Origin of the sequence: Mesorhizobium sp. M1D.F.Ca.ET.231.01.1.1, from assembly GCF_003999155.2 — a bacterium.
Lineage (GTDB): Bacteria > Pseudomonadota > Alphaproteobacteria > Rhizobiales > Rhizobiaceae > Mesorhizobium.
Genome location: NZ_RZOZ02000008.1, coordinates 220291 through 243188, shown reverse-complemented (window position 1 = coordinate 243188; position 22898 = coordinate 220291). Strand labels below are relative to the sequence as shown.

Below are 22898 nucleotides of genomic sequence, written 5' to 3'. Positions count from 1 at the left end.
GCGCCTCGCGCTGCACCACCTCAGCCCACCCGGAAATAGCTCGTCATGCCGGTCTTCTGGTGCTCGATGATGTGGCAGTGCAGCAGCCAGTCGCCGGGATTGTCGGCGACGAAGCCGAGCTGAACTTTCTCATCTGGCTGGATGAGATAGGTGTCGGAGACGAGCGGCTGCACCCGGCGCGTCGAGGACGTCAGCACCTTGAAGCTCATGCCGTGCAGGTGGATCGGGTGCGAATGCGGCGTCAGGTTTTCCATGTCGATGATGTAGCTCTTGCCGAGCTTCAGCTCGGCCAGCGGCGCGGTCGGGTCGGGCGTGTCGCCCGGCCACGGCACCTTGTTGATGGCCCAGAAACTGTAGCCGAGCGAACCGCAGATGCCGTCGCCGGGCACGTTTTCGGCAGTGGAGCTCAGCGCCAGCGGAATGCGCCTGGCGCTGCCAAGGTCCACCTCCGCCACCGGATTCGGCTCAAGCGGCGGCAGATCGCGCAGGTCGCGCTTGAGCGATTTGCCGACCGCGCGCAGCGTCGCCAGGATTTTCGGCTTGGTGCCGCGGACGTCGCGCAGGCTGACGATCGCGCCTTCTTCATCGGGCATGCGGATGGCAAGCTCCAGCCGCTGGCCGGGCCCGAGCTGCAAGGCGTCGGGCGCGAAGCGTTGCGGCACCGGATTGCCGTCGAGCGCGATGACCGCCGCCGCCGCGCCGTCGACGCGGAAGGCGTAGATGCGCGTGACGTCGGTGATGGCGGCCCTCAGCCGCACCAGGCCGCCGGCCGGCGCGTCATATTGCGGCTGGTCGAGCCAGTTGGCCGTGCGCACCGTGCCATAGGTGCCGGCCCTCGCCGCGTCGCGCGGCCGGAACGGCTCGATGAACTGGCCGTCGTCGCCGAGGCGCCAGTCGCGCAGATTGACCACCGCTTCGGAATCGAATTGCGGATCGCTGGGGTTCTCCACCACGATGACGCCGGTCAGCCCGTGGCCCATCTGCTCGAGCGTGTTGCAGTGCGGGTGGTACCAGAAGGTGCCGGCGTCGGGCGGCGAAAACGCGTAGTCGAAATGGTCGCCCTGATAGACATAGGGCTGCACCAGGAACGGCACGCCGTCCATCTTGTTCGGAACGCGGATGCCGTGCCAGTGGATCGTCGTCGGATCGTCGATGCCGTTGATGAGCCGCGCGGCGAACGGCTCGCCTTTGCGCATCCTGACGACCGGCGGCGGGCCTGCCTCGCCATAGGTGAGCGCGTTCTTCGTCGGTGCGCCGTCCATCAGTTGCGCCTGAATGCCGGTGGTCTTCAGCACCACCGGATCGGGCACGGCTGCAAAGCCGGCCAGCCTGCCGATGGTCGAGGCACCGACGCCGGCGACACCGGCAGCGGCGGCGGTCTTTAGAAGAGTGCGGCGCGTGAATACGGTCATGTGCTTCTTCGGCGGGCGGCAGCCCCACAGCACCTCTGATTAAAGCTGAACCGTCCAGCCGCCTATCACCATCCGTCTCGCAGGCCTAGTCCCGCAAGCTGAAGACGAATGGCGCCGTTCGTGTGACACGCGCGCCGAGCTCGGCCGGCGGCGCCGGCACCGACGCGCCCTGCAGCGCGCCGAGCGCCGCGCGGTCGAGATCCGCGTCCCCCGACGAGCGCGCCAGCCGGGCCGAGACCACCCTGCCGGAGGCGTCCACCGTAAAGGTAACATTGGGGCTGCCTTCGGCCTTTCTCGATCGCGCCGCGCTCGGATAGCGCGTGTGGCGCCTGATCCACGCCGCCAGGCTGGAATTCCACCGCGACGGGCCGATGCTGGATCGCGGCGCCGCGTCGGAGGATTGCGGCGCGGCCGCCTTCGCGCCGGCCTTGGCATCGATGCTGGCCGTCGTCACCGCCTTGGGCGGCGCCGGCTTTTCCTTCTTCGGCCGCTGCTTCGGTTTCTCAACCGGCTTCTTCTCTGCCTTTGTCTTCGCCTCGACGGGTTTGGCTGCCTTGATTTCCGTCTCGACCGGCTTCGGCTGCGGCAGCGGAACGGCCACGTCGGGCGCGAGCGTCTCGACAGGGTCGGGAACGGCCTCTTCCAGCGGCGGTTGCTCGCTCAGCGCCGCCACGGTCGGCGCCGCCGGGTCGGCCTTATCAACATCGGCGGGCTGTTCGGTAGCCGGTTCGGCTTCTTCCACGACCGGCTGCGGCGCCTGGTCGGTCGTCGGCTCCGCTTCGCTGACTGTCGGCATCTTCTCGATCGCATCGGGCGGAGTCGGCGTGACCGCGTCGAGTGTCGTCACCTCTTCCGGCACCGCGGGCGCCAGCGGCGCCATTTCGATCGCCAGCGCCGGCGGCGAACCGCCGTCCGGTACCTCGGCGAAGCTGAGGTTCTGCACCGCATAGGCGAGCGCGACATGCGCGGCGAGAATGACCGCCGCCGCGCCTGTCCACAGACCGGCTTCGCGGACGCCGAGGCGTGGATGGGAGATTGCTGTTACGGCCGCGGCCGTCATTGGCTCGCGCTCCCGGCCGTTGCCTGCGCGGCGCCTCCACTGGCGGCCGGAGCCCCGCCCGCCGGGGCCGCGCTTCCGGTGCCGGACGCCGTCTCCAGCCCGACCAGCGCCACCTTCAGATAGCCGGCGGCGCGCAACAGATTCATCACCTCCATCAGCTCGCCATAGCCCACCGTCTTGTCGGCGCGCAGGAAGATGCGGGTCTGCTTGTCGCCCTTGGCCCTGGCGTCGAGCACCGCGGCGAGGGCCTGACGCCGCACGCCGTCATTGCCGATCGCCAGCGTGAGATCGCTCTTCAGCGTGAGGAAGAGCGGCGTCTCCGGCCGCGACGCCGGCGTCGCCGTCGAGCCCGGCAGGTCGACATTGACGTCGACCGTTGCCAAGGGCGCCGCGACCATGAAGATGATCAGAAGCACCAGGATGACGTCGATGAACGGGGTGACGTTGATCTCGTGGCTTTCCTCGAGATCGTCGCCGCCCGTTTCACGGATCCGCGCCGCCATAGCCGTTTACTCCGCCGCCATGGCCATTGCCGGCGGCACCGTGCGGAAATCGAGATCGCGGCTGACCAGCCGTTCGACGCCGGCGGAAGCATCGGCCAGGATCTGCCGGTAGCCGGCTATCGACCGCGCAAAGACGTTGTAGATGACGACTGCCGGAATGGCCGCCACCAGGCCCATCGCGGTGGCAAGCAGCGCCTCGGCGATGCCGGGCGCCACCACCGCCAGATTGGTGGTCTGCGCCTGCGAGATGCCGATGAAGGCGTTCATGATGCCCCAGACGGTGCCGAACAGGCCGACGAAGGGCGCCGTCGAGCCGATGGTGGCGAGCAGGCCGGTGCCGCGCGACATGCGCCTCGACGCAGCGGCCTCAATACGCGACAGCCTGGAGGTGACGCGCTCCTTCAGGCCGTCGCCCGAGGCATGGTCGAGCGCGCCGACTGAAAGCGCCCGCTCTTCCTCCGCCGCGCGCACCAGCAGCGCACCCGGACCGCCGCCATGGCCAAGCGCGCGGGCGGCCTGCATCAGCGTCGCGGCGTTGCCGATGGCGTTCGCCGCGCGGCGGGCTCTCAGCTTGCCGCTGAGAATCTCCAGCGACTTGGCGAGCCAGATCGTCCAGGTGACCAGCGAGGCGAAGGCAAGCCCGACCATGACCGCCTTCACCACGATGTCGGCGTTCATGAACATGCCCCAGGGCGACAGGTCATGCGGCAGCGTCAGCGCAATGGCGGAAGGCTCTTCACCTCCGGCGTTGCCCGGAGCCGGCTGAACGCGCGGTTCGGTCGGCGCGGCAGTGGCCGGCGTCTGCGCAGTCGGCGCCGGCGCTGCCGGCTGCTCCTGCGCCAGCGCGATATCGACCGAAGCAATCGGGCCGGCCGAAAGGATGGCGGACATGGCCAGCGACGCAAAAAAACTGTTCCGGGACAAGGCTCGTCCTCGCTTCATCATTGCACGTAACCGATGGGCTGGCCGGTGACGGGATGCCCGAGCACCCCCATCTCGACGCCGAAAATGTCTCTGAGAACCTCGCCTTGCATGATATCGGCGGGGGTGCCGCGCCTTGAGAGCCGGCCCTCTTTCAGCGCGATCAGCTCGTCGCAATAGCGCGCCGCCATGTTGGGATCGTGCAGCACCACGACGACGCAGAGGTCGCGCTTGCGGCTGAGGTCCCGGACAAGGCCAAGCACCTCGACCTGATGCGCGATGTCGAGCGCCGAGATCGGCTCGTCGAGCAGCATGACGCCTGCATTCTGCGCCACCAGCATGGCGAGCCAGGCGCGCTGGCGCTCGCCGCCCGAAAGCTCGTCCACCAGCCGATCGGCGAAAGCGCTCATGTCGGTCAGCGCCAGCGCTTCCTCGCCATGACTTCTGTCTTGCGGCCCGAAACGGCCGAGCGCGCCATGCCAGGGATAACGCCCGAGCGCCGCGAGCTCCCGCACGGTCAGGCCGGTCGCCGCCGGGTTGGTCTGCGGCAGATAGGCCAGCGCCCGCGCCAACTCGCGCGCGCCCCAGCCGGCCAAAGGGCGTTCGGCGAAGCGGATGTCGCCCGAGCTTGCCGGCTGCTGCCGCGCCAAAAGCTTGACCAGCGTCGACTTGCCGGAACCGTTGTGACCGATCAGTCCGTAGACCCGCGAGCGTTGAAGTTCGAACGAAACCGGCCCGAGCAGAGTGCGCTCGCCGACGGCAAAGCGCACCGCGTCGACATGAAAGGCTGTCTGGGTAGCTGCTGCGGTCACGGTCGGTCTCCCAAGCGGCCGCTGCCTCGGGCTGTCGCCAGGCGGCCAACGCCGGTTGACTAGAAAACATGAGTTAACTAGTCAACTATAAAGATGATTTTATTGGTCAACAAATCGCCATGTCGCTTCGATCACCGGACTGGCGCAATGAGGTCTGGACTGCGACGTCGTCGCCGGGCCACGATTCTGGTCGGCAAATCGAGGCAGCAGGCGATGATCAAGGCGACCCCATTCGACTTTCCCTATGATGGCCGGCTGGTGCCGCAAAACACCGCGCTGCTTGTCATCGACCTGCAGGAGGACTTCTTGTCGCCGACGGGCTATTTCGCCAGAAAGGGCTATGACCCCGCGCCGCTGAGGGCGATCCTGCCCGCCGTGAACCGGCTGATCGCGGTTGCCCGCGCCGCCGGCCTGACCATCATCCACACGAGACAAGGCTACCGCGCCGACATGGCCGACATGACGCCTTACGAGAGATGGCGCCGCAAGCGGTCGGGACTGGACGGCACCGACATCCTGCTGCGTTCCAGCCAGGGCTTCCAGATCGTCGCCGACATAGAGGTCAAGCCGCAGGATATCGTTGTCGACAAGACTTGCAACGGCGCCTTCACCTATACCGACCTGGAGCTGGTTTTGCGCGCGCGGGACATTACGCACCTGCTTTTCACCGGCTGCACCACGGATGTCTGCGTGCACACCACGCTGCGCGAGGCCTGCGACCGCAATTTCCAGTGCCTGACGATCGCGGACGCCTGCGCCAGCGGCGACCGGAAGGCGCACGAGGCGGCGCTCCACATGGTGACCGTCGAGGACGGCGTCTTCGGCGCACTGGCGGATTCGGAGGCCGTCGTCACCGCGCTGTCGCGCCTCCCCGCGGCAAAGGGTTGATCTCGGGATTTCCGGATCGCAAGAATTCTTTGGCCAAATTTTTCACACGCACCGTTCCGTTCCCGGCATCGCGTTCGTCTTGGTTGATGTGACGACTGCAGAAGCCACCACGGCCTCCGCACCCGGACAAACGGAGTAAGAAAATGTCGACCGCAGTGACCTTGATCAATGTCTTTACCGCCAAGCCCGGCAAGCAGCAGGACCTCGCGAAAGCTCTCTCTGAAGGAACGCGCAGCTTTTTCAGCAAGCAGCCGGGTTCGTTGGCCTCGTCTGTGGTCGTCGGCGGTGACGGCAGCAAGGTGGTCAACGTCTCGCAATGGCGTTCGGCCGACGACATCGCCGCCTTCCGCAGCGATGCCCGCTTCGCCGAGTATATGAAGGCGATCGTGGAGCTTGGAGCCGGCGAGAGCGTGATGGGGCATACGGCCTACGCTCACGAAGCCGGTGTGGAAAAGTAGGGGGCCGCGTGACCGGTTTGCAGGATCATGCCGCTGCGACGACCGAAGTCAGGCTTCGCATTTTCGAGCGCGAAGCCGCAGGCTCAAGAGCTCGGTTGCATCGCTATTGCTCGCGCATGGTGGGATCGGTCATCGATGGCGAGGACATCGTCCAGGAGGCTCTGGCCAAAGCTTTCGTGGCGATCAGGAATGGCGACATGCCCGACAAGACAGAGCCCTGGCTGTTTCGCATCGCGCATAATTCAGCCCTTGATTTCCTACGCAAGCGGAGCCGCGCCAAGGCGCATGAGAGCGACGTCGAGCCCGATACGATCGCCGATGAAGACTGTCCCATCGATGCGCGCATCGCCGCCGAGGCCAGCCTTGCCGGGCTGATGCAGTTGCCGCCGGCGCAAAGATGCGCCGTCGTTTTGAAGGACGTGCTGGGCCACAGTCTGGAAGAAATCGGAGAGATCCTCGAAACCACGGAAACGGCGATCAAGGGCGCGCTGCAGCGGGGCCGCGAAAGCCTTCGCAAACTGGCTGCCGTGCCCGCGGCGGCAACGCCGCGCCCGGCCCTCGACCAGCGCGACATGCGGCGCCTCGGCGACTACGTCGCCGCCTTCAACGCCCGCGATTTCGATGTCTTGCGCGGCCTGCTGGCCGATGACGTGAAGCTGGAACTGGTCAATCGGCTTCGTGCCGAGGGCAAGGAATATGTCGGCAATTATTTCGGCCGCTATGCCGACGAGACGCATTGGCATTTCACCACCGGCCTCGTCGAAGGCCGTCCCGCGATCCTGGTCACCAGCCCGGATCGTCCGGACGGGCCGCCGCGCTACTTCATCCTCATCGATTGGCAGCATGGCCGGATCGCCGGCATCCGCGATTTCCTCTTCGCGGACTATGTCATGGACGGGCTGGAGTTCTCATCCCAACCTTCAGGGAAAGTCGACCCGTAGCCGCGATAGACGCGACCCGGAAATGTCGGAGGCCGGGCGCAGCCGGTGCGGCCTCGCCAGCGCGGAAAGATCTGTTTCAGCCGGTGCGAACTTCCGTGAAACTGTGGGATGCAAACGTGCCGGGCTGCGGAATCTCAGCCTCGCGCCGCGCCAACGAATTGTTGACCAGTGTGATGATCTCGCGGCCGATCCGCGCGATCTCGCTCGGCCGGTCGATGCCGGTGATCATGAATTCCCCGATGCCCATGGCGGCATAGGGCAACAGCGAGAGCGCAAGCCGCGCCGGCGGCCCCGCGACCTCGACGGCCTTGTGGTCGGAGGCGCCTGACCAGCCCTCGGAGCGAATGCGCACTGGCAGCGCGAAGCGCAGCTTGCCGGCACGGCCGTGCTCGGCGGCGGCGCTGCGCACGCGCTGCATCAACTGCGCGACTTCGTCCGGCGAGCCTGCCGCCAGTTCGAAGACATCGGCATGCCGGCCGGCGACTTTCAGCGCCGTGCCGGACTGGCCGCCGAGACGGATGGTGAGGTCGGCGCCATGTGGACCCTTGCGCGGCACATAGCCGCCTCTCACACTGTAGAAGGCGCCTTCGTGATCGAAGGGCTTGTCGTTCGACCACAGCCGCTTCAAGAGCACCAGATATTCGTCGATGCGCTGCCACACCACGCTGTGGCCGACAGGCCGCGCCTCGGCGTCGCTGTCCTCGAGCGGCTCGCTCAGCATCCTGAGCGACAGGCGGCCGCCGCTTTTGCGGTCGAGCGCCGCAAGCTGCCTGGCCGCCACCGCCGGCTCGATCACGCCGGCCCAGTGCGTGAGCACGACTTCCAGCGACGCCGTGCGGTCGAGCGTCTGGGCGGCGATGTCCATATTGGTGAGCAGGCCGGCCGGGTCGTCGACGACCAGCTTGCGGAAACCCGCGTCCTCGATCAGCGACAGCTTGGTCGCGGTCTCGGCGAAATCGTAGAAGAAGCCGCCATTGGCAGGCTTACCGGGAACATGCGTGAACTCGATCGGCATTGCCATCGCCTCCATCACGTTGATCGCCCCGCTTCGAAACCCTCGAATTGAAATTCATGCAGGCGCGCAACGGCGCGCCGGCACGCGGCCGGTTTCAACTCCAATCACTCAACCCGGTTTTTGTCTTGCGGGACCTTGTCCCGATCCGATCAGGGGATGATCCCGAGCACCACCGCGCCGGTGAACACGAAGGCCAGCGCGAAAACGAGATAGGCGAAGGTGCCGCCATAGGCGGGCCTCCAGCCCTGGTCGGCGGTCAGCCTCTGGCCCTTGCGCTGAGCATTCTGCATGTAGGTCATGGTCGAGCCTCCGTCTCGGCCATTAATCTATAAAATTAGTAGACTTTGTCGATTGCTATTTTCTCGGCGTTTTTGGAACGAGATTCTCAAAGTCAGGCTATTGGTAGTTTTTCTTGCTATGCGGAGAAGAGATTCCGGTCGTCAAAAATATGCGACACCGACCTGGACTGAGCTGCGATCGCCCGGTCGAAGCGGCCTTTCGAAGCCGAAAGTCCTTTGTGCGACAGGAGCTTGGCCATTCGGAGCCTCAAGGATAGCATCGGCTCCGAGCGAACGAAGACGCTCGGAACAAGACGGAGAAAGACATGGGTGGAAGGCTGGCGGGCAAAATCGCCATCATCTCGGGCGGCGCGACGGGCATGGGCGGAGCGGCTTCCGAGCTGTTTGCCGCCGAAGGCGCAAAGGTGGCGATCATCGACCGCAACGGCGAGGCGGCCGGCAAGACCGCTGCGGCGATCCGGGCGCGCGGCCACGTCGCGGAGCATTTCGTCGCCGATGTTTCCGACGAGGCGCAGGTCGAAGCGGCGGCGAAGGCGGCGGCAGAAAAATTCGGGCCGGTGACCGTGCTGTTCAACCACGCCGGCACGATCGTCATAAAGCCCTTCCTGGAGACGACGCTCGCGGAATGGGACTGGCTGCACGCCGTCAACGTGCGCTCGATGTTCCTGATGACGCGCGCCGTGCTGCCCGGCATGATCGCCGCCGGCGGCGGCTCGATCGTCTGCACCTCGTCGATCTCGGCGGTGGCGGCGACGCCGAACGAAGTGCTCTACGACACCACCAAGGGCGCCTGCCACATGTTCGCGCGCGCCATCGCGGTCGAATTCCGCGACCGCAACATCCGCTGCAATGCCGTCTGCCCCGGCTTCATCCGCACGCCGCACGGGCTGCGCGAAGTGGCCGATCTCGGCAAGCTCGGCGTCGATGTCTCGGATGCGGCGATGGCGGCGCAGCAAGGCCGCATCGGCGAGCCCGAGGAAGTGGCGAAGGCCGCACTGTTCCTGGCCAGCGACGAATCGAGCTTCGTCAACGGTGCGCATCTCTTCGTCGACAACGCCTTTACGGCGATCTGAGGCTTAGCGGAATCTAGAGCAATTCCAGGAAAAGTGTGTAACGGTTTTCCGTCCGGAATTGCGTAAAAAACAAATACTTAGGGCTTGCTACCGCTCCTCCCGTCGGAACGGCTTCAGCAGCGCCGACGGTGCCACTGCGTTGCGCGACATGAAGGCCATGGCAACGATGGTGAAGATGAAAGGCAGCATCAGGAACGCTTCGTAAGGGATGTGCCCGAGCCCGCTGGCCTGCATCCTGAGCTGCAGCGCGTCGACGAAGGCGAACAGCAGCGCCGCCCCCGCCGACCGCCACGGATCCCAGCGGCCGAACACGACCAGCGCGATCGCCACCCAGCCGCGACCCGACACGACACCGAAGGTGAAGGCGTTGAACTGCGCCATGGTGAGGAACGCGCCGGCAAGCCCCATCAGCGCGCCGCCGAGGATCACCGCCTGGAAGCGGGTGGCGATCACGCTGACGCCGGCGGAATCCGCGGCGCGCGGGTTCTCGCCGACCATGCGCACCGAAAGCCCCCATGGCGTGCGGTAGAGCACGAAGGCGGCGAGCGGGACCGCGATGATCGCCAGATAGACCAGCGTGAACTGGTTGAACACCGCCGGCCCCAGGATCGGGATATCGGAGAGCAACGCGATCGGCGCGGGCTGAAACCCCTTGATGCTAGGCGGCACCGACTGCTGGCCGAAGATCAGCCGGTAGAGGAAGTAGGCGAGGCCGGATGACAACAGCGTCACGCCGATGCCGCAGACATGCTGGCTCAAACCCAACGCCACCGTGAACAGCGCGTGCACCGCGCCCATCAGCGCGCCAACCAGCACGGCCACCAGGACGCCCAGCCACAGGCTTCCGCTAAGGCTCGCGGCGGTGAAGCCGGCCATGGCCGACAACAGCATGATGCCTTCGATGCCGAGATTGAGCACGCCGGCGCGCTCGGAAAACATTTCGCCGAGTGTGGCGAAGGCGAGCGGCGTGGCGATGCGGATGATGGCGGCGAGGAAGCCGACCTGAAAAATCTGCTCGAACACCGCGCTCATGCGGATGCTCCCACGCGGCGGATGCGGTAGGCGGTGAAGAGCAGCGCCACCAGCATGGCAAGCAGCGCCGTGCCCTGGATGACGTCGCTCAGGAAAGCCGGCACGCCGGTCGCGCGCGACATCGCCTCGGCGCCGGTCATGACCGCGGCAAGGAAGATCGCCGCCGGCACCACGCCGAGCGGGTTGAGCCGGGCGAGCATGGCGACGACGATGCCGGAATAGCCGTAGCCCGGCGAGATGTCGCTCATCACCTGGAAGTGCACCCCGCCGACCTCGCCGACACCGGCGAGCCCGGCCAGCGCGCCGGAAAGCAGCGCGGTGGACAGCAGAACGCGCTGCACATTGATGCCGCCATAGCGCGCGGCTTCCGGATTCTCGCCGGTGACGCGGATCCGGAAGCCGAGCGTTGTGCGCGCGATCAGGAACCAGCAAAGCAGCGCCGCGCTCAGCGCCACGATGACGCCGAGATGCAGCCGCGTGCCTTCGAGCAGCACCGGGAAATTGGCCGAATCCTCGATCGGCGGCGAGATGGGATAGCCGCTGAAGCTATCCTTCCACGGCCCTTCGATCAGCGCCATCAGCGCGTAATAGATGACCGAGTTGAGGAGCAGCGAGCTCACCACGTCGTCGACCTTGAACTTCACGCGCAGCGTCGCCGGCACCAGCGCCACGATCGCGCCGGCCGCCGCACCCGCCAGCGCCATCAGCAGCATCGCGAGGTACCCGGGCATCGGGATCGCGCCGACGGCGCACCCCGCGACCGCGCCGGCCAGCAACTGGCCCTCGGCGCCGATGTTCCAGAATTTTGCGCGGAAGGCGATTGCCACAGCCAAGCCGGTGAAGATCATCGGCGCGGCGCGCACCAGCGTCTCGGTGATGGCGTAGCTGTCGCCGAGCGAGGCCGACAGCATCACGCCGTAGGCCTCGATCACGCCGGCGCCGGCCACCGCGATAAGGCCGCTGCACAACACCAGCGTGACGGCAATCGCGATGAGCGGCAGCGCAAGATTGAACCAGGCGGGCGTCGAGCTGCGGGCTTCGAGGCGAAACATCAGGCATGCCCCTCCGCGCCGGTCATCATCAGGCCGAGCCTCGCGACGGTGGCCTCACTGCCGGCCAGCGTGCCGGCGATGCGGCCCTCATACATCACCGCGATGCGGTCGCAGAGCATCAGCAATTCCTCGAGATCCTCGCCGATGACGACGATGCCGCAGCCCTTGGCGCGCATGGCCAGGAACTTTTCGTGGATGAAACGAGCAGCGCCGATGTCGAGGCCGCGCGTCGGCTGCGAGACGATCAACACTTTCGGGTCGAAGGCGAGCTCGCGCGCCAAAAGCGCCTTCTGCAGATTGCCGCCGGACAGCGCGCCGGCGCGCACCATCGGCCCGGGGCAGCGTATGTCATAGGCCTTGATCTGCGCCTCGGCGAAGGCGCGGATCGCGGCGGGATCGAGCAGTCCCTTGCGGCTGAAGGCTTCGGTGCCGATGCGCGGCAACACCATGGAGTCGGCCAGCGGCAGGTTGGTGACCAGCCCGGTCGTCATCCGGTCCTCCGGGATGCGGCCGAGCCCGAGCGCCTGCAGCTCGCGCGGCGAGTATTGCGCGACCGTTTTGCCGGCTATCGTCATCGTGCCGGCCTTGGGCGGCAGCATGCCGGAGATCACATCGGCGAGCGCGCGTTGACCGTTGCCCGAAACGCCGGCGATGCCCAGGATCTCGCCGGCGCGGACGAAAAGCGAGACGTCGCGCAGCGGCGTGCCGGCATGGCCGGAAGTGGAAATGCCGTCGAGCGTCAGCACCGAAGCGCCGGGCGTCGAAGCCTCCCTGGTCGGCGGCACGATTTCGTGGCCGCACATCAGCTTCGCCATCTCGGCCGACGTGGTGCTTGCCGGATGGTCGACACGGCCGGCGACCTTGCCGTGCCTGAGTACCACGCAGCGATGCGTCAGCGCCCTGACCTCGTTCAGCTTGTGCGAGATGAAGATGATGCCGAGCCCCTGGCCCGCCATCGAGCGCAAGGCGGCGAACAGGCCATCGACCTCGCTCGGCGCCAGCACCGCGCTCGGCTCGTCGAGGATCAACAGCTTCGCTCCACGGAACAGCGCCTTGATGATTTCCAGCCGCTGCTGCTCGCCGACCGACAGCGCCGAGACCGGCAGGTCGGGATCGAGGCTCAAGCCATGCCGGCTGCCGATCTCCTTCAGCCGCGCCAGCCCGCCGGCGCGGTCGATGACGCCGGATTTGCCGGCAATGCCGATCAGGAGGTTTTCCAGCACCGTCAGCCGCGGCGCCAGGTGGAAATGCTGGTGCACCATGCCGATGCCGGCGGCCAAGGCATCGGCCGAATCGCGGATGGCGACCGGCCTGCCCTCGACCAGGATCTCGCCGGCATCCGGCGCATAGGCGCCGAACAGCACGTTCATCAGCGTCGTCTTGCCGGCGCCGTTCTCGCCGAGCAGGCCGAGTATCTCGCCGGGCGCGACGCTGAGATCGACCGCCTCGTTCGCCCTGACGGCGCCGAAGCTCTTGGTGATGCCGCGCATTTCGATGAGTGGGGCGGACAAGGGCGAATCCTGGCGAGAATGGCGCGATTCTTTACCCTCCCCCTTGTGGGGAGGGGCGGCTCACGATCGCCGCGAAGCGGAGATTGTGAGACGGGGCCGGGGTGCGGCGCCGAAGGCCCCACCCCGCTCCGCTTCGCGGATCGACCCTCCCCACAAGGGGGAGGATAAAGATCAATCCGAAACCGGCGTGTTCTCGTCGACGTCGACGCGGAAATTGCCTTCCAGAATCTCGGCCTTCTTCTTCTCGACCAGATCCTTGACCTCGGCCGGCAGCGTCTTGTCAAACTTGTGGTAGGGCGCCAGATACGAGCCGCCCTTGCCCATGCGCGAGAAGTCGCCATAGTCCTGCGCGGTGAAGACGCCGGCCTTGACCAGCTTGATCGCCTGCTCGACCGTCGGATACATGTCCCAGACCGGGCCGGTGATGACCGTGTCCGGGCCGAGGCTCGACTGGTCGGACATGTTGGAGATGGCGTAGATCTTCTTTTCCATCGCCGCCTCGATAACGCCGAAGCGCTCGGCATAGATGACGTCGACGCCGGCATCGATCTGCGCCACCGCCGCTTCCTTGGCCTTCGGCGGATCGAAGAAGGAGCCGATGAAGGCGACCTTCCTTTTGATGTTGGGATTGACCTCCTTGGCGCCGGCAAAGAAGGCGTTGACCAGCCGGTTCACCTCCGGAATGCCCATCGCCGCGACAGCGCCCACGGTGCCCGACTTGGACATCCTGCCGGCGATCAGCCCGGAGAGGTAGGCCGGCTCATGGATCCAGTTGTCGAAGACGCCGAAATTGGGTTCGGCCGGGCCGGCGCCGGAGCCGAACAGCCAGGCCGTCTTCGGGAACTGCTTGGCGGTCTTTCGGGATTCGCGCTCGGCGGCGAAGGCGTCGCCCAGCACCAGCTGGTAGCCACCCTGAGCATATTCGCGCATGACACGGCTGAAGTCGGCGGTCTGCACCTTTTCCGACCATTTGTATTCGATGCCGAGTTCCTTCTGGGCCTTCTGCAGGGCGACATGGATTTGGTTGTCCCACGGCTCCTCGATCGGCGTGGCGAAGATCGCCGCCACCTTCAGCTTCTTGTCCTTGGCGAAGGCCGCGCCGGGGAGCACGGAAGCCGCGAGGCCGAGCGCACCGAGTTCCAGCACGCTGCGCCGCGACAGGCCGGCACGCTGCATTTTGCTACGATCGTTTTCCATTGAAATTCCCCTCTGCTCGACGGCCGTGTCGAGCCGGCCGTTCAAAAAAAATGTCAGACGTCCAAGACTATGGAACGGCGCCTGAGTTTTGTCCACATGGTCAAATTTGGTTGGCGATGCTTGCGCGTTCGTCATCCACGGGCGGAGCAAGGAACGAAGCGACGCGGCGCAGACCCGAGGAGCCATGCCGTGACCTCGACGGCGCAGTACGAGCGACGGCTGCGTCAACGCTTGTTCTGGACCGTCGTGTTCTTCGTTCGAAGTAACGGCATGGATTCCAGGGTCTACGCTTCGCTTCGCCCTGGAATGACGAAGTTATGGGGCGCCGCCCAATGCTTCCCAGCGTCCCGTCTCCGCAAACCGCCTCAGCACCGGCGCCGGCTCGAAAATCGCCCGGCCGCTACGCTCGTACCAATCATCCAGCCGCTCGACGATCCGGCCCGCCCCTTCGAGCCCGGCCCAGAACATCGGCCCGCCCTTGCCGACGGGAAAGCCGTAGCCGTTGACCCAGACGACATCGATGTCGGAGGCGCGGGCCGCGATGCCTTCCTCCAGGATTTTCGCGCCCTCGTTGACCAGGGGATAGAGCGTGCGCTCGATGATTTCGTCAGCGCCGATTTCGCGCTGCGCGACCCCCTGTTCCGCCGCTTTGGCCCGTATCAACTCCGCGACCTCAACATCCGCCACGGGTTCCCGCGAGCCGCCTTCGTAGCGATACCAGCCGCGCCCTGTCTTCTGGCCGAAACGCCCCTCTTCGCACAGCGTGTCGGCAATGACCGCCGTCAGCCCGCGCGCCTTGCGGTTGCGCCAGCTGATATCGAGCCCAGCGAGATCGCCCATCTGGAACGGCCCCATCGGCCAGCCGAAATCGGTGAAGACCTTGTCGACTTGGGCAGGTGTGGCACCTTCCAACAGCAGCGCCTCATTCTCCGCACCCCGTGCGGAAAGCATGCGGTTGCCGACGAGACCGTGGCAGACGCCGACGACGACCGCCACCTTGCCGATGCGCCGCGCCAGATCGGCAACCGTCGCCAGCGCATCGGGTGCGGTCTTCTCGGCGCGCACGATCTCCAGCAGCTTCATGACGTTTGCGGGCGAGAAGAAATGCATGCCGAGCACATCCTGCGGCCGCGACGTCGAAGCGGCGATGGCATCGACATCGAGATAGGAGGTGTTGGTGGCGAGGATGGCGCCGGGCCTGGCCACAGCGTCCAGCCTGCCGAACACTTCTTTCTTCACCGCCATTTCCTCGAACACGGCCTCGATGATCAGGTCGCAATCGGCAAGGTCGGCATAGTCGGTGCTGCCCCTGAACAGGCCGAGCCGCTGCCGTTTCGCCTCCTCCGTCAGCGAGCCGCGGCTGACCGAGACGGCATAGTTCTTGTCGATCATCGCCAGCCCGCGCTGCAGCGCTTCCGCGCTCGTCTCCAGCATGGTCACCGGGAAGCCGCCATTGGCGAAGGCCATGGCGATGCCGCCGCCCATCGTGCCGGCCCCGATGATGCCGACGCGTTCTACCTTTCGCCGCTGCAGGTCCTTGCCCGGCACCTTCGCGGCCTCGCGCTCGGCGAAGAACAGATGCCGCTGCGCCCGCGACTGGTCGCCGGATACGAGCTTTGCGAAGGCCTGGCGCTCGGCAGCCAGCGCTTCATCGAAAGGCAAGGTGATCGCGTTGCGCACGGCCTCGGCGCAGGCAAGCGGCGCTTCCAGCCCGCGCGCCTTTCGGGCGAGGCCGGCCGCCTGGGCGTCGAACGCGGCGAGGTCTGTTTCGGCAAGCCGGTCGTTGCGATCGCGGACGGTGATGAACGGTCCACCCCGATCAGCCATTTCGTCGGCGGAACGAATGACCTCCGCCAACAGATCGCCGTCAAAAACCGCATCGACAAGGCTCGCCGCCTTGGCTTCGTCGGCCGAAATCGGCGCTCCTGAAACAATCATGCCGAGCGCTTTCGCGGCGCCGACCAGACGCGGCAGGCGCACCGTGCCGCCGCCGCCCGGCAGCAGGCCGAGCTTCACTTCCGGCAGGCCGAGCCTTGCGCCCTGATCGGCGACGCGGAAATGGCAGCCGAGCGCCAGCTCCAGCCCGCCGCCGAGCGCCGTGCCATGGATGGCCGCAACCGTCGGCTTGGCGATGGTTTCGAGCAAAGCGACGATGGCGCGCAGTTCCGGCTGCTCGACCGGCTTGCCGAACTCGGTTATGTCGGCGCCGGCGACAAAGGTGCGCCCGGCGCAGGCGATGACGATGGCTCTGGCGGTTGGGTCGTCACGCAGCGTGGCGAGCGCCTCGTAGAGCGGCTTGCGAACATGGAAGCTCAGCGCGTTGACCGGCGGATTGTCGATGGTGACCACCGCCACGCCGTTCTCGATTGCGACGCTGACAGAACTGGACAAGCGGAACCTCCCGAGACCCGGCTGCGATGACCGACGGGTTTTACTAGCCAGCGTGGCGAATGGAAACCGGATGTTGCGTTGGCACAATGATTGTCGGCGAAGGTGGGGCGGCGGTGCGCTGGAACGACTTTCCGGCCCAAATGCGCAAAAACGGAAACGCTGCGATGCTTCACACCCCCTCTGTCCCGCCGGCCTCTCGCAGCCCTGCGCCGCCACGACTAGCGCACGGCCTTTTCCCCACCCGCCGCGGTGATCACCCCGACGATGATCAATCCGGTCAGCACCAGCCGCACGCCGGCGCTGACGCCGAAGGTGTTGAGCATGGTGAGGAGCAGCACCAGGAACAGGCCGGCGCCCCAGACGCCGGGTACATTGGCCTTGCCGCCGGCGACCGAGGTGCCGCCGATGACGACGACCGCGATCGAGGCGAGCAGATATTCGTTGCCGATATCGACATTGGCGCCGCGGAAATAGCCGGCCAGCAGCGCGCCGTCGATGCCGCCCAGAGCGCCGCACAACGTGTAGGTGAGGAAGCGGATGCGGCCGACACTGACGCCGGCGAGCCAGGCGGCACGGATGTTCTGGCCGATCGCCAGCACCGAGCGGCCATAGATCATGCGCTGCAGAGCAAGTGCCGCGCCGATGGTGAACAGCACCGTCAGCATCGCCAGCACCGGGATGCCGAGAACCTGCCAGTTGGTGAAATCGGCGAAGCCGGGCGGCGGCTTGATCTGCAGGCCGCGGCCATAGCTGATGTCGACCGACTGGATGATGAAGCTTGCCGACAGCGTCGCGATGATCGGCGGGATGCGCAGCGCCCAGATCAGCAGGTAGTTGATGGCGCCGATGGCCGCGCCGCAGGCGAGCGCAGCGAGCAACCCGACCACGATCATGGAATCGCTGCCGCCCATCACCTTCATCGCCACGGCGCTGGCGAGCCCGATATTGGCCGGCAGCGACAGGTCGACATTGCCGGGACCCAGCGTGATGACGAACATCTGGCCGACGCCGACGATGACGGTGAAGACCGCAAGCGAGAGCGCCGCCGTGACCATGCCGCCGGCGCCGTAGCCGCCGGTGAAGGCAACTGTCGCCGCCCACACCACGACCGCGCCGACGAAGGACCAGATCCAAGGTTTCTCGAGCAGCATCCGCACGGAGGTCATTTCATCTCTCCCTGCGGCTGATCAGCACCCGCGCCGCCAGCACGATGATCAGGATCGCGCCATTGGCGGCCACCTGCCAGTCGGGCGGGATGTGCATGAAGGTCAAGAGCGGCGAGGCGGCGAGCGCCAGCGTCAGCGCGCCGATGACCGCGCCGACCGGCGACACCCGGCCGCCGACGAACTCGCCGCCGCCGAGGATGACGCCGGCGATCGACAGCAGCGTATAGCCGTTGCCGATATTGGCGTCGGCCGAGGTGGTGATGCCGATCAGCGCCATGCCGGAGAGCACGCCGAACAGGCCGGTCAGCGCGAACAGCACGATCTTGGTTCGGAGCAGCGACCAGCCGGCGCGCCTGAGCGCCGCGGCGTTGCCGCCGGAGCCGCGCAAGATCACGCCATAGGAGGTGCGCATCAGGCCGAAATGCACGACCGCGGCGATGAGCAGCGCGGCAAGGATCGGAAACGGAATGTAGGGCGGCTTGAAGGACATCAGCGCCAAGAGCCAGTCCGGCGCCTTGCCGCCGGGCTTGGGCAGGATGAGGATGGCCAGCCCCTGCCAGACGAAGCTCATGCCGAGCGTCACCACGATCGAGGGCAGGTTGCGCAGATGGATCAGCGCGCCGAGCAGCGCGTAGACGCCGATCGAGCCGAACAGGATGACAATGCCGATGAGCGGCGCGTCGCGCAGCCAGGTGGCGGTGACGCAGCCGACGAAGCCGACGAAGGTGCCGATCGACAGGTCGAGCTCGTTGCCGGCGATGACGAACATCTGCGCGATCGTCGCCAGCGCGATCGGGATCGCCAGGTTGAGCATCAGGTTGAAGCCGAAATAGCTGATGGCGCGCGGGTTGAGCCAGGCAATGGCGATCAGCACCAGCGCCAGTGACAGCGCCGGCAAAAGACCGCGCAGCATGCGCGCCCGGGCCACACTGCCGCGCGGAGAGGATTTCGGAAGCGTGCCGGGAGCGATCGCCGTCATCTCAGGCCGCATCGCCGAACGAGGACTGGATGATCTTCTCCTCCGTCAGCTCCTCACGGCCGAGATTGGCCACGATCCGGCCGTTCTTGAAGACATAGACATGGTCGCAATTGTCGAGCTCCTCGGTCTCGGTGGTGTACCAGAGGAAGGTGCGCCCCTTGGCGGCCTCCTCGCGAACGAGGTCGTAGACCTCGAGCTTGGTGCCGATGTCGACGCCGCGCATCGGATCGTCCATCAGCACGATCTCGGCGTCGGAGCCCAGCGCGCGGGCAAACAGCGCCTTCTGCTGATTGCCGCCCGACAGCGAGAAAATGTTGTTGTTGATGTCCGGCGTGCGGATGCCGATCTTCTTCTTCCAGAAATCCGCGAGCTCCGCCTCGCGCTGCGGCGAGATCAAAAAACCGTTGCGCAGGCGGGTAAGCGAGCGAATGCCGATGTTCTGCGCGATCGACCATTGCGCGAAGATGCCGTCCGCCTGGCGGTCGCCGGCGACCAGCGCCACCGGCGCGGTCACCTCGACGCCCGCCTTGGCGCGCGAAGCCGCCGAGAAGATCGCAAGCAAGAGATCGGTCTGGCCGTGGCCGGCGAGTCCGGCAAGGCCAATGATCTCGCCGGCCCGGGCGATAAGCTCCTTGCCGTCCTGCTGCCGCGCCGGGGTCGCGCGCACCCTGAGCGCACCGACCTCCACCTTGCGGCTCTCGGCAGCGGCCTTGCTATGGCCCTCGGCGCCGCCCATGGCGGCAACCAGCTTGTCGCGGTCGAACGCATTTGCGGCATCCGCCGCGACCACCTTGCCGTCGCGCATCACCACGATGCGGTCGGCATTCTGCAGCACTTCGCCCAGCACATGCGAGATCAGGATGCAGCTGCCGCCGCCCTCGACGAAGCGGCGCACAAAAGCGAGCAGCTGGCCCGCCGTATGCGCGTCGAGCGACGAGGTCGGCTCGTCGAGGATGACCAGGTGCAGCGGCTTGCTTGTCAGCGTGAAGGCGCGCGCCACCTCGACCATCTGCCGCCTGCCGATGGACAGGTCGCCGGCGATGTCGTCCGCCGAGATGCCGTGGCCGGGAAAGATCTCGTCGAGCTTGGCCTGGATCAGATCGGCGGCCTTGCGCCGCCAGCCGAAACCGGCGAGCGAGGGGTGGTTGATGCGCGTGTTTTCGGCGACGCTGAGGTTTGGGCAGAGCGACAGCTCCTGGAAGACGCAGCGTATGCCGAGCTCGAGCGCGCGCGCCACGGAATAGCCGGCTTCCTGATTGCCGCGCACGGCGATCTGCCCGCCATCGGGCCGCAGCGTGCCCGCCACCATATGCATCAGCGTCGACTTGCCGGCGCCGTTGTGACCGACCAGCCCGACGCATTCGCCGGCGCCGACATGGAAGTCGACCCCGTTGAGAGCCCTGACGGCGCCGAAATGTTTTTCGGCGCCGTCCAGCCTGACGATGTCGGTGTTTGCCTTGAGCATGCTCAACGATACCCGGTTGGCGACGCTGACGGCAATGCGCTCACCGTTACTACTTGATGTTGGCCTTGATGGCCGCGACGGCTTCTTCCTGGGTGTATTCGTGGGTGGCGACGCCGCCTTCCTTGATCTTCGGCAGCGCGGCCTCGAAATCATCCTGGGTGAAGGCGAGATAGGGCACCAGGAGGTCGTGCGGAATGTCCTTGCGGCCGTCGAGCACCTGCTGCGCCACCCAGAAGGCGAGCGTCGACACGCCGGGCGCGATCGAAGCCGACCAGGTCTTGTAGCCGTCCTTCTCCTTCTGCTCCTTCCACCACTTCAGCTCGTCCTGCCGGTTGCCCATGATGATGGTCGGGCGCGGCTTGCCGGCGGCGGCGAAGGCTTGCGCCGCGCCATAGCCGTCGCCGCCCTGGTCGACGATGCCGACGACATCGGGCAGCGACGGCAGGATGGTCGCCACCGCCTTCTGCGCCGTAGTCTGGTCCCAGTCGCCGGTGACCGAGCCGACGATCTTAAACTCGGGATGGGCGGCGACGCCTTCGAGGATGCCGGCATGGATGGCATCGTCGATCGAGGTACCAGCAAGGCCGCGGATCTCCAGCAGATTGCCGCCCTTCGGCTGGAACTTGGCCATCTGCTCGACTTCCTGCTTGCCCATGTCCTTGAAGTCGACGACGACGCGGTAGGCGCAGGGCTCGGTGACGATGCCGTCGAAGGAGACGACGACGATGTTGGCGTCGCAGGCCTGCTTGATGGCGCCGTTGAGCGCATCCGGCGAGGCGGCGTTGATGACGATCGCGTCATAGCCTTGCAGGATCAGGTTCTGCACCTGGGCGGCCTGGGTCGGCACTTCCTTGTCGGCGGTGGTGAAGACGTCCGCCGCCGCCACCACCTTGTCGTCGACCGCCTTCTTGGTGACGATGCCGTAGCTGTCGAGCATCGCCTGGCGCCAGGAATTGCCGGCGTAATTGTTGGAGAAGGCGATCTTCTTGCCACTCGTGTCGGCAAGCGCCGTGCCCGAGGCGAGCATGGCTGCAAGGGCGCTCAAGACCAGTAGTTTCTTCATGTCACTATCCTCCCAGATGTGTTGACTGCTGCACTTCCATCGGCCCCGCGGCCGACTTCATTCCAATCCGATCCGAGCGCTCAATTCGATCCGAGCGCTCACGCTCAAAACAGCCTCAGCCCCGGCACGCGCACCCTCAGCCGGTAGAGCGAGGTCGACGCGGCGATGTAGAGGCTCCTCAGATCGTCGTCGCCGAAGGTGAAGTTGGCGCAATCTTCCGGTGTCGCGATGACGCCGAGAAGATCGCCCGAGGCATCGAACACATGGATGCCGCCCGGACCGGTGCAATAGAGGTTTCCCCGGCTGTCGATCTTCATCCCGTCCGGCGCCCCGGGCCCCTCGCCTTCCGTCACCGCCCAAACCGCGCCGCCGTTGAGGTCGCCGTTCGCTTCAACGCCGAACACCCTGATGTGGCCGCGCTCGGTATCGTTGACGAACAGCCTCGATTCGTCGAGCGAGAAGCAGAGCCCGTTGGGCTGCGTGAAATCGTCGGCGACGAGCGTCAGCCGCGCGCCGTCGCCATCGATGCGGTAGACGCCCTGGAACGACAGCTCCTGCGGCCTCGGCACGCCGTAGAATTCCGCCCGGCCGTAGGTCGGATCGGTGAAATAGATCGAGCCGCCGGTGGCGACGACGATGTCGTTCGGGCTGTTGAGCTGCGCGCCCTGGTAGTGGGTGGCGAGGACCGTCGTCGCGCCATTCGGCTCGGCGCGCGTCACCCGGCTGGTCGCGTGCTCGCAGGTCACCAGCCGGCCCTGCCGGTCGAGCGTGTTGCCGTTGGCCATCTGGCTGGGATTGCGAAGCAGCCCGATCTCGCCCGAGGCGCTGCGCCGGTACATGCGGCTTTGCGGAATGTCGGAAAAGACCAGCCATTTCTCGTAAGGATGCCACACCGGCCCCTCGATGAAACCGTAGCCGGTAGCAAGCCGCTCCATCGCCGCATTGCCGACGACGTCGCCGAAGCCGGAACGACGGGCGTGTGCCGGGATCGACATTACGGGCCCTTCGGTTCCCGCACCGGCTTGCCGGCCACGAACCAGTCGCTGCCCGGCACATCCTCGATCACCACCCAGATCTTGTCCATGGGCAATTCGGCGACCTCGCTGATCGCCTCGGTGACGCGGCGCGAGATCTCGTTCTTGCGCTTTTGCGAATGGCCCTCGAGTATCCGTATGCTGACGAACGGCATGGGCACCTCCCGCTATTTTTTCTTTTTGTAGGACAAAAAAGCGTAACCAGGATGCAGGCTGGGCGATACGGGTCTAAGCGCATCGCCGACTGTGGTTTTGCACAGTCGGCAGATGCAAGCAGGAGAACAGTGATGGCGGAGCGTCAAGTCGAGCGGATCGTGCGGATTGCGGAACTGGAGATCGATCCGGGCCAGATCGAGAGCTTCAGGACCTTGCTCGCCGAAGAGATCGAGGCCTCGGTGCAGAACGAGCCCGGCGTGCCGTTTCTTCATGCGGTCTCGGTCAAGGATGCGCCTCAAATGGTACGCGTGATCGAATGCTATGCCGATCAGTTCGCCTACCAAGCCCACCTGACCACACCACACTTTCTCAAGTACAAGTCGCGGACCGCTAATATGGTCAGGTCGCTGAGGCTGATCGAAACCGCGCCGATCGCTCTGAGGGCCAAGAGCAATCACAATTCAAACTGA

23 protein-coding genes are annotated in these 22898 nt (G+C 66.0%); 5 read left to right on the top strand and 18 right to left on the bottom strand.

Features of this window, described 5'->3' with window-relative positions; all coding sequences use genetic code 11:
* Positions 1 to 20: 20 nt before the first annotated feature.
* The 5 genes from EN874_RS21910 to EN874_RS21890 form a co-directional block, all read right to left on the bottom strand.
* Complete coding sequence (locus tag EN874_RS21910) at positions 21 to 1412, bottom strand: multicopper oxidase family protein (RefSeq protein WP_127427237.1); 1392 nt, start codon at positions 1410 to 1412, stop codon at positions 21 to 23.
* 85 nt (positions 1413 to 1497) lie between these two features.
* Positions 1498 to 2472, bottom strand: coding sequence for an energy transducer TonB (locus tag EN874_RS21905; RefSeq protein ID WP_127427236.1), 975 nt, complete (start codon positions 2470 to 2472; stop codon positions 1498 to 1500).
* Positions 2469 to 2975 (bottom strand): TonB system transport protein ExbD, encoded by a 507-nt coding sequence (exbD, locus tag EN874_RS21900; protein ID WP_127427235.1) that lies wholly within the window; start codon positions 2973 to 2975, stop codon positions 2469 to 2471. The genes EN874_RS21905 and exbD overlap by 4 nt, the downstream gene beginning before the upstream one ends.
* 6 nt (positions 2976 to 2981) lie before the next feature.
* On the bottom strand, positions 2982 to 3917 hold the full coding sequence (gene exbB, locus EN874_RS21895; protein ID WP_245513625.1) for a tonB-system energizer ExbB: 936 nt from the start codon (positions 3915 to 3917) through the stop codon (positions 2982 to 2984).
* On the bottom strand, positions 3917 to 4708 hold the full coding sequence (locus EN874_RS21890; RefSeq protein WP_127427233.1) for an ATP-binding cassette domain-containing protein: 792 nt from the start codon (positions 4706 to 4708) through the stop codon (positions 3917 to 3919). The genes exbB and EN874_RS21890 overlap by 1 nt, the downstream gene beginning before the upstream one ends.
* 213 nt (positions 4709 to 4921) lie before the next feature.
* Here EN874_RS21890 and EN874_RS21885 point away from each other — a divergent pair, with 213 nt between their 5' ends.
* From EN874_RS21885 to EN874_RS21875, 3 genes are all read left to right on the top strand, one after another.
* On the top strand, positions 4922 to 5596 hold the full coding sequence (locus EN874_RS21885; RefSeq protein ID WP_127427232.1) for an isochorismatase family cysteine hydrolase: 675 nt from the start codon (positions 4922 to 4924) through the stop codon (positions 5594 to 5596).
* A 143-nt stretch (positions 5597 to 5739) separates the two neighbouring features.
* Positions 5740 to 6054 carry an antibiotic biosynthesis monooxygenase gene (locus EN874_RS34430; protein WP_127427231.1) on the top strand — a complete coding sequence of 105 codons (315 nt, stop codon included), beginning with the start codon at positions 5740 to 5742 and terminating at the stop codon, positions 6052 to 6054.
* Between the two features lie 8 nt (positions 6055 to 6062).
* A complete protein-coding gene (locus EN874_RS21875; RefSeq protein ID WP_245513624.1) occupies positions 6063 to 6995 on the top strand; it encodes a sigma-70 family RNA polymerase sigma factor in 933 nt (310 codons plus the stop codon).
* Positions 6996 to 7071: 76 nt separating this feature from the next.
* On the opposite strand, the gene EN874_RS21870 is transcribed toward EN874_RS21875, so the two are convergent.
* Complete coding sequence (locus tag EN874_RS21870; RefSeq protein ID WP_127427229.1) at positions 7072 to 8010, bottom strand: LLM class flavin-dependent oxidoreductase; 939 nt, start codon at positions 8008 to 8010, stop codon at positions 7072 to 7074.
* A gap of 149 nt (positions 8011 to 8159) precedes the next feature.
* Entirely contained in the window at positions 8160 to 8309 is a 150-nt protein-coding gene (locus tag EN874_RS21865; protein ID WP_126086953.1) for a hypothetical protein, read from the bottom strand.
* A gap of 305 nt (positions 8310 to 8614) precedes the next feature.
* Here EN874_RS21865 and EN874_RS21860 point away from each other — a divergent pair, with 305 nt between their 5' ends.
* Complete coding sequence (locus EN874_RS21860; RefSeq protein WP_127427228.1) at positions 8615 to 9382, top strand: SDR family oxidoreductase; 768 nt, start codon at positions 8615 to 8617, stop codon at positions 9380 to 9382.
* A gap of 87 nt (positions 9383 to 9469) precedes the next feature.
* Here EN874_RS21860 and EN874_RS21855 read toward each other — a convergent pair whose 3' ends face one another.
* The 11 genes from EN874_RS21855 to EN874_RS21805 all read right to left on the bottom strand — a co-directional run bounded on the left by EN874_RS21855 (position 9470) and on the right by EN874_RS21805 (position 22427).
* On the bottom strand, positions 9470 to 10414 hold the full coding sequence (locus EN874_RS21855; RefSeq protein ID WP_127427227.1) for an ABC transporter permease: 945 nt from the start codon (positions 10412 to 10414) through the stop codon (positions 9470 to 9472).
* Complete coding sequence (locus EN874_RS21850) at positions 10411 to 11466, bottom strand: ABC transporter permease (RefSeq protein WP_127427226.1); 1056 nt, start codon at positions 11464 to 11466, stop codon at positions 10411 to 10413. Before EN874_RS21850 ends, EN874_RS21855 begins: the two co-directional genes overlap by 4 nt.
* The gene (locus tag EN874_RS21845; protein ID WP_127427225.1) at positions 11466 to 12977 is read right to left on the bottom strand and encodes an ABC transporter ATP-binding protein; all 1512 of its coding nucleotides are present in this window, start codon (positions 12975 to 12977) and stop codon (positions 11466 to 11468) included. Before EN874_RS21845 ends, EN874_RS21850 begins: the two co-directional genes overlap by 1 nt.
* A 171-nt stretch (positions 12978 to 13148) precedes the next feature.
* Positions 13149 to 14174 (bottom strand): BMP family protein, encoded by a 1026-nt coding sequence (locus EN874_RS21840; RefSeq protein ID WP_127427224.1) that lies wholly within the window; start codon positions 14172 to 14174, stop codon positions 13149 to 13151.
* A 315-nt stretch (positions 14175 to 14489) separates the two neighbouring features.
* Complete coding sequence (locus EN874_RS21835; RefSeq protein ID WP_127427223.1) at positions 14490 to 16565, bottom strand: 3-hydroxyacyl-CoA dehydrogenase NAD-binding domain-containing protein; 2076 nt, start codon at positions 16563 to 16565, stop codon at positions 14490 to 14492.
* Positions 16566 to 16783: 218 nt separating this feature from the next.
* Positions 16784 to 17731, bottom strand: a complete 948-nt coding sequence (locus EN874_RS21830) for an ABC transporter permease (RefSeq protein WP_127427222.1) — start codon at positions 17729 to 17731, stop codon at positions 16784 to 16786.
* A 1-nt stretch (position 17732) separates the two neighbouring features.
* A complete protein-coding gene (locus tag EN874_RS21825) occupies positions 17733 to 18710 on the bottom strand; it encodes an ABC transporter permease (protein ID WP_168247542.1) in 978 nt (325 codons plus the stop codon).
* 1 nt (position 18711) lies between these two features.
* Positions 18712 to 20175 (bottom strand): sugar ABC transporter ATP-binding protein, encoded by a 1464-nt coding sequence (locus EN874_RS21820; RefSeq protein ID WP_127427220.1) that lies wholly within the window; start codon positions 20173 to 20175, stop codon positions 18712 to 18714.
* 49 nt (positions 20176 to 20224) lie between these two features.
* Entirely contained in the window at positions 20225 to 21238 is a 1014-nt protein-coding gene (locus tag EN874_RS21815) for an ABC transporter substrate-binding protein (RefSeq protein WP_127427219.1), read from the bottom strand.
* A 104-nt stretch (positions 21239 to 21342) separates the two neighbouring features.
* Entirely contained in the window at positions 21343 to 22233 is an 891-nt protein-coding gene (locus EN874_RS21810; RefSeq protein WP_127427218.1) for an SMP-30/gluconolactonase/LRE family protein, read from the bottom strand.
* Positions 22233 to 22427 (bottom strand): 4-oxalocrotonate tautomerase family protein, encoded by a 195-nt coding sequence (locus EN874_RS21805; protein ID WP_126086941.1) that lies wholly within the window; start codon positions 22425 to 22427, stop codon positions 22233 to 22235. The genes EN874_RS21810 and EN874_RS21805 overlap by 1 nt, the downstream gene beginning before the upstream one ends.
* A gap of 132 nt (positions 22428 to 22559) precedes the next feature.
* Here EN874_RS21805 and EN874_RS21800 point away from each other — a divergent pair, with 132 nt between their 5' ends.
* Positions 22560 to 22898 carry an antibiotic biosynthesis monooxygenase gene (locus EN874_RS21800; protein ID WP_127427217.1) on the top strand — a complete coding sequence of 113 codons (339 nt, stop codon included), beginning with the start codon at positions 22560 to 22562 and terminating at the stop codon, positions 22896 to 22898.

Bases quoted from the DNA above. Each gene is read 5' to 3' on its own strand.
- EN874_RS21910 (WP_127427237.1), bottom strand. From the start codon at position 1,412: ATGACCGTATTCACGCGCCGCACTCTTCTAAAGACCGCCGCCGCTGCC.
- EN874_RS21905 (WP_127427236.1), bottom strand. From the start codon at position 2,472: ATGACGGCCGCGGCCGTAACAGCAATCTCCCATCCACGCCTCGGCGTC.
- exbD (WP_127427235.1), bottom strand. From the start codon at position 2,975: ATGGCGGCGCGGATCCGTGAAACGGGCGGCGACGATCTCGAGGAAAGC.
- exbB (WP_245513625.1), bottom strand. From the start codon at position 3,917: ATGAAGCGAGGACGAGCCTTGTCCCGGAACAGTTTTTTTGCGTCGCTG.
- EN874_RS21885 (WP_127427232.1), top strand. From the start codon at position 4,922: ATGATCAAGGCGACCCCATTCGACTTTCCCTATGATGGCCGGCTGGTG.
- EN874_RS34430 (WP_127427231.1), top strand. From the start codon at position 5,740: ATGTCGACCGCAGTGACCTTGATCAATGTCTTTACCGCCAAGCCCGGC.
- EN874_RS21870 (WP_127427229.1), bottom strand. From the start codon at position 8,010: ATGCCGATCGAGTTCACGCATGTTCCCGGTAAGCCTGCCAATGGCGGC.
- EN874_RS21865 (WP_126086953.1), bottom strand. From the start codon at position 8,309: ATGACCTACATGCAGAATGCTCAGCGCAAGGGCCAGAGGCTGACCGCC.
- EN874_RS21860 (WP_127427228.1), top strand. From the start codon at position 8,615: ATGGGTGGAAGGCTGGCGGGCAAAATCGCCATCATCTCGGGCGGCGCG.
- EN874_RS21855 (WP_127427227.1), bottom strand. From the start codon at position 10,414: ATGAGCGCGGTGTTCGAGCAGATTTTTCAGGTCGGCTTCCTCGCCGCC.
- EN874_RS21850 (WP_127427226.1), bottom strand. From the start codon at position 11,466: ATGTTTCGCCTCGAAGCCCGCAGCTCGACGCCCGCCTGGTTCAATCTT.
- EN874_RS21840 (WP_127427224.1), bottom strand. From the start codon at position 14,174: ATGGAAAACGATCGTAGCAAAATGCAGCGTGCCGGCCTGTCGCGGCGC.
- EN874_RS21830 (WP_127427222.1), bottom strand. From the start codon at position 17,731: ATGACCTCCGTGCGGATGCTGCTCGAGAAACCTTGGATCTGGTCCTTC.
- EN874_RS21825 (WP_168247542.1), bottom strand. From the start codon at position 18,710: ATGACGGCGATCGCTCCCGGCACGCTTCCGAAATCCTCTCCGCGCGGC.
- EN874_RS21820 (WP_127427220.1), bottom strand. From the start codon at position 20,175: ATGCTCAAGGCAAACACCGACATCGTCAGGCTGGACGGCGCCGAAAAA.
- EN874_RS21815 (WP_127427219.1), bottom strand. From the start codon at position 21,238: ATGAAGAAACTACTGGTCTTGAGCGCCCTTGCAGCCATGCTCGCCTCG.
- EN874_RS21810 (WP_127427218.1), bottom strand. From the start codon at position 22,233: ATGTCGATCCCGGCACACGCCCGTCGTTCCGGCTTCGGCGACGTCGTC.
- EN874_RS21805 (WP_126086941.1), bottom strand. From the start codon at position 22,427: ATGCCGTTCGTCAGCATACGGATACTCGAGGGCCATTCGCAAAAGCGC.
- EN874_RS21800 (WP_127427217.1), top strand. From the start codon at position 22,560: ATGGCGGAGCGTCAAGTCGAGCGGATCGTGCGGATTGCGGAACTGGAG.